We start from the raw sequence: 4,335 nt of genomic DNA, 5'->3' as shown, positions 1-4,335 counted from the left end.
CAAGGACGACATCACCCGCATGGGCGGTGGCGGCGCCGCCGAGCCGGACGAGGAGTAGGCGAGCAGGCCCACGGGGCCGCGGATTGGAGGCGCGAACATGCCTGCCCTATGCTCGGGGCATGGCCATCAAGAACCTTGTCTTCCAGGGCGGCGGCGTCAAAGGCATTGCCTATGTGGGCGCCCTCCAGGTGCTGCAAGCCCAGGATCTGCTGCGCTCCGTCAGGAACGTGGCGGGCACCTCCGCGGGCGCCATCACCGCCGCGCTCGTGGCGGTAGGCGCCACCGCGGAGGAGATGCACTCCATCCTGGGCAGCACGGACTTTGCCTCCTTCATGGATGGCAGGGGCGGTTTCATCGGCGACACGGTGCGGCTCGTCCAACACTACGGCATCTACAAGGGTGACGAGTTCGAGCAGTGGTGCCGCCACCAGATCGGAAATCTCACCGCGCGCTCCACCGGGAAGGCCCAGCCGGACCTCACCTTCGGCCAGCTCTGCGTGCTCGCGAATCAGCAGCCCGAGAAGTTCCGCGAGCTCTTCGTCGTGACGACGAACCTGACCCGACAGACGCCAGAGGTGTTCTCGGCGCAGACGCACCCGGACGTGACGCTGTGGCAGGCCGTGCGCATGTCCATGAGCATCCCGCTCTTCTTCGAGGCCTACCATTTCAAAGGCGAGGTGTACGTAGACGGGGGCATCTCCTGGAACTACCCCATCGATCTCTTCGACGGGCTCATGCGGCAGCCCGTCATCGGCAAGCCGGCCGTGTCCGCTGAGACAGGTGTGAGCGACGAGACGCTGGGCTTCAGCCTCGGAACGCACGATCAGATCATGCACCTGGAGCGGTTTGGCACACCGCTCGAAGTCTCCGTCACCGATCTGAAGAGCTACACGAAGGCGCTGTTCAACTTCATGCTGGACGCCACCAACCAGCTCCGCCTGGACCCGGACTCGATGAAGCGCACGGTCTTCATCGACAATGCGAACGTCTCCACCACGGACTTCACGCTGTCAGATGCGCTGAAGCAGAAGCTCGTGGACAACGGGATCCTCGCCACGTCCGCCTGGCTCAAGAGCTTCCAGCAACAAGCCGCGGCGGCCGCCCAGCGCGCGACAGGCACCTGAGCGCCCCCGGACACAACGGAGACCGAGGAGTGGCTTTGGGCGTGGCAGGTGCGTGGGACGCACGGGAAGGAAGGTCCCGAGGACGCAGGGCAAGCCTCGCCCTGCTCGTGCTCTGCCTTGCGGGCGCATGCCGCACGCCGCCACCCTCCCCCGCCGCCCCTCCTCCTCCGGCGCCTTCAGCCCCCACTCTCGAGCCCGTCGCCTCGGTGGAGCCAGCGCCCTCCCCTCCCCCGGCACCCGCCGCACCACGCGTTGAGCCCACCCGGTCGACCAAGCCCGCGCCTCGGATCTTCGAGACCCAGGCGAACAGCACCCAGCTCGCCAGCTACCGCCTCTCCCTCAAGAACAAGGAGCTCGACGCCCCGCCCTCGCGGCTGGCCCAGATCTTCCCCGAGCGCTACACGGAGGCCTCGGGCGTCTTCACCTTCCGCGGGGGAGCGACGCGCACGGGCGGAGCCTGGGGCACCTGTCCGATGCGCGAGCGCAAGCTGGAGCACGTCTGGACCTTCAACACCACCCGCGGCCTGCCCCCCTGGCTGGGCGGAGCCGGGTGGACAGGCCAGCCCGTCATCGTCCAGTGGCCGGACGTCATCCGGCACTCGATGCCGCGCCTGGGCCGCCGCCGCTTCGAGAAGGGCTTCGTCGAGGTCATCCAGGGCTCGCTCGATGGCTCCGTCTACTTCCTGGACCTGCGGACGGGCCGAGCCACGCGGCCGCCCATCGTCACCGGCAACCCCATCAAGGGCAGCGTCTCGCTGGATCCGCGCGGCTATCCCCTGCTCTTCGTGGGCCAGGGCATTCCGCGGAAGAAGAAGGCCATCGGCCTGCACGTCTACAACCTCATCACGCACCGCGAGGTCTTCTTCCTGCCTGGGAAGGACAAGGCCTCGCCGCGGAGCTGGGGGGCCTTCGACAGCTCGGGCCTGCTCAACCGCGCCACCGACAGCTACCTGCTGGGCGGTGAGAACGGGCTGCTCTACGCCCTGAAGCTCAACACCGACTTCGACTCCATCAAGCTCACGCTCAAGGTCCGCCCCGAGGTGCTCCGCTACCGCTACACACCGGAGGGCACCCCCCACTACGGCATCGAGAACTCCATCTCCGTGATGGGCAACCTGTCCTTCTTCGCCGACAACGGCGGCACCGTGCAGGCGCTGGATCTGCGGACCTTCAAGCCGGTGTGGACCTTCAGCGCGGGCGACGACACCGATGCCAGCATCCCGGTGGAGCTCGAGGGCGATCGCCCCGTGCTCTACACCGGCACCCAGGTGGACAAGACAGGCCCCAAGGGCAGCACCTGGCTCCGCAAGCTGGACGGGCTCACCGGCCAGCTCCTCTGGGAGCGCTCCTATCCCTGTGAGGGCTCGCTCGGCCCGCCGAAGAAGATCGACGCGGGCCTGTTCGCCACGCCCATGGTGGGCACGGGGGACATAGGGGATCGCGTCATCTTCACGCTCTCGCGCTGCCCAGGCTTCAACGAGGGCCTCATGGTCGCGCTCAGCAAGGCCACCGGCGAGGAGGTCTGGCGCAAGCCTCTTGAGCACTACGCCTGGTCCTCCCCCACCTCCTGCAAGGACGATGAGGGCCACACCTTCATCCTGCAGGGCGACATCCTCGGCAAGGTGCACCTGCTCGACGGGCGCACCGGTGAGGAACTGGACTCGCTGCAGCTCGAGGGCCTCATCGAGGCCTCTCCCGCCATCTTCGGCGACATGGCGGTCCTGGCCACCCGCGGCAACTGGATCCACGGCCTGCGCCTGCGCTGACCAGGCCGCCCCTACTCCTCCTGCTCTTCCTGGGCGTCGTCGCCCGTCTCCATCAGCCCTGCCTGCAGCTTCTCCAGGAGCTGCTGGAGCGTCTTTGCCTCCTGTGCCGTCAGGTGCTTGCGGACATCGGTCTCCAACCGCCGCAGCTCGGCGTGCAGGAGATCCACCTCTCCACGTCCCTCGGGTGTCACCTCCAAGCGCACGCAGCGGCGATCCTCTCCCGCACCGCGCGTCAGCAACCCCTCCTCCACGAGCCGGTCCACCAGCCGGCTCACCGCCGGCGGATCCACCATCAGCTGCTCGGCGAGCGCGGACTGGCTGCCCACCTCCCCACGGGCAATGACTTTGAGCGCCAACATCTGCATGAAGGGCTTGTCCGTCCGCTTGCTCAGACGGCGAGTCAGCAGCCGGTGAATGGTGCGGCGAACAGATGCCACTTGCTCCGCGACGGTCATTGCCACTATTAATGGTTGCACTTTGCAACCATTGTCAACTGCACTGTTCGAGTCGGCCGCTCAGGGGCACGTGCCCAGCGGGTCCTCCGGTGGAGTTTCCGCGCTTCTGCCCCCTCGTATGCCCTACCGCTTCGCGCTCCTCCTCGGGCTCGTCGCCTCCACGGCCTTGGCCGAGCCCCCCACGCCGCTCCCGCCGCCCACCCAGTTCCAGCCCAAGGTGGATGACCCGATGCTGGCTCCCATGTCTCCCGCGCCCCGGCAGGTGGGGCGTTGGGAGGAGGCCCTCGGGCTGCTCCGGGAGCGCTCCACCGATCTGGAGAGCGCGGAGGCGGGCGTCGAGCGCGCCGAGGGCCGGTGGCGCCAGGCCCTGAGCTCGCTGCTGCCCAACGCGCGCTTCTCGGCGAGTGTCGCCATCGACGCCCTCCATCCTGACGTTCCCCCTCTGACGGGCGGAGGCGGACAGATAGGGGGAGGCACCGGGCCCCAGGCCACAGCGCCCCTCGGAACCGGGACGGTGTCGCTGACGCAGTCGGTGGTGGACGTGAGCGCATGGCGGGGCCTGTCTTCGGCCCAGGCCTTCCAGCGGAGCGCCGAAGCCAGCCTGCAGGACGTGCAGCGCCGGCTCACGCTGGGGCTGTCTCGGACGCTGGTGGCCGTGGTGGCCGCTGAACGCGCGGCCGAGCTCAACCGGCTGGGGCTGCGCCAAGCGCTCGAGCGGGCCGCGCTCGTTCAGCGCACGCTGGAGCTCGGCGCGGCCACCCAGCTGGACCTGGCCCGGACACGGCAGGACGTGGAGGTGGCCCGCCAGTCCCTCATCTCCGGAGACGAGCAGCTGCGCCGGGCCCGCGAGGCGCTCGGCCAGGCGCTGGGCTTCGAGCACGCGGTGGGCGTGAGCCCGGACTTCCAGTTCCAGGGCCTGGTGACCCAGACCCAGACGAGCTGCGCGCCGCTGAAGAGCCTGAGCGAGCGGCCGGATCTGGTGGCCGCGAA

General features: G+C 68.7%; 4 protein-coding genes. 3 read left to right on the top strand and 1 reads right to left on the bottom strand.

The window, feature by feature from the left end:
- Nucleotides 1-119: 119 nt before the first annotated feature.
- A complete protein-coding gene (locus tag VD972_RS20725; RefSeq protein ID WP_324989610.1) occupies nt 120-1,124 on the top strand; it encodes a patatin-like phospholipase family protein in 1,005 nt (334 codons plus the stop codon).
- A 206-nt stretch (nt 1,125-1,330) separates the two neighbouring features.
- On the top strand, nt 1,331-2,890 hold the full coding sequence (locus VD972_RS20720; protein WP_324989609.1) for a PQQ-binding-like beta-propeller repeat protein: 1,560 nt from the start codon (nt 1,331-1,333) through the stop codon (nt 2,888-2,890).
- Nucleotides 2,891-2,901: 11 nt separating this feature from the next.
- Here the strand turns inward: VD972_RS20720 and VD972_RS20715 are convergent, their stop codons facing one another.
- Complete coding sequence (locus VD972_RS20715; RefSeq protein ID WP_324989607.1) at nt 2,902-3,327, bottom strand: MarR family winged helix-turn-helix transcriptional regulator; 426 nt, start codon at nt 3,325-3,327, stop codon at nt 2,902-2,904.
- A 136-nt stretch (nt 3,328-3,463) separates the two neighbouring features.
- Here VD972_RS20715 and VD972_RS20710 point away from each other — a divergent pair.
- Nucleotides 3,464-4,335, top strand: an 872-nt coding sequence (locus tag VD972_RS20710) for a TolC family protein (protein ID WP_324989606.1), incomplete at its 3' end; no start/stop codon positions are given.

It is taken from the genome of Hyalangium sp. (genome assembly GCF_035629615.1).
GTDB lineage: Bacteria > Myxococcota > Myxococcia > Myxococcales > Myxococcaceae > Hyalangium.
The sequence above is the reverse complement of the archived record's forward strand: the minus strand, read 5'-3'. Positions and strand labels throughout refer to the sequence as shown.